The organism is Kitasatospora sp. LaBMicrA B282, assembly GCF_050325825.1.
Taxonomy (GTDB): domain Bacteria; phylum Actinomycetota; class Actinomycetes; order Streptomycetales; family Streptomycetaceae; genus Kitasatospora.
On record NZ_JBNQTI010000390.1, the window covers coordinates 1 to 660 of the forward strand.

Here is a 660-nt window from a genome sequence, read left to right on the forward strand (position 1 = left end):
GAGTCCGAGTGGGTCGGTCCAGGTGTGGGGGTTGTGGACGTAGGTGGTGTGGTTGGGTGCGGGGGTGAGGCCTAGGGGGTCGGGGGTGAGGTAGCGGGCGGTGGTGGGGTCGTAGTGGCGGTGGTGGTTGTAGTGGAGGCGGGTTTCGGGGTCGTGGTATTGGCCGGGGAAGCGGAGGGGGGTTGTGGTGGTGGCGGTCTTGGGTTGGGTGGTGGTGCCCCAGAGGGTGGTGCGGGCTTGCCAGGCGGGGGTGCCGTCGGGGTTGAGGAGGTGGGTGGGGGTGCCGATGAGGTCGGTGATGATGGCGAAGAAGCGGCGGTCGACGTCGTCCTGGTCAGTGGCGTTCTGGGTGTGGAGGTGTTCGGTTTGGGTGAGGGGGTGTAGGCCGTGGTGGTTCCAGGTGAGGGTGTAGGGGCCGGGGAGGGTGGGGCTGTGGGCGGTCTGTTCGGCGAGGGTGGGGCCGTCCCAGGTGAAGAGGGTGTGCTCGCCGGTGGTGGGGCAGTGTTTGGCGGTGCGGCGGCCGAAGGGGTCGTAGTGGTAGTGCCAGTCGGTGCCGTCGGGGGTGGTGACGGTGGTGAGGCGGTCTTCGGGGTCCCAGGTGTAGTGCCAGGTGTCGGTGCGGCCGGAGAGGGTGGTGTGGCGGCGGGTGGTGACGCGGCC

General features: G+C 69.7%; 1 protein-coding gene. It reads right to left on the reverse strand.

Features of this window, described 5'->3' with window-relative positions; translation table 11 throughout:
• The coding region (locus tag ACQRUO_RS39615; protein ID WP_428321025.1) for an RHS repeat-associated core domain-containing protein at nucleotides 1-660 on the reverse strand (660 nt) is incomplete at both ends.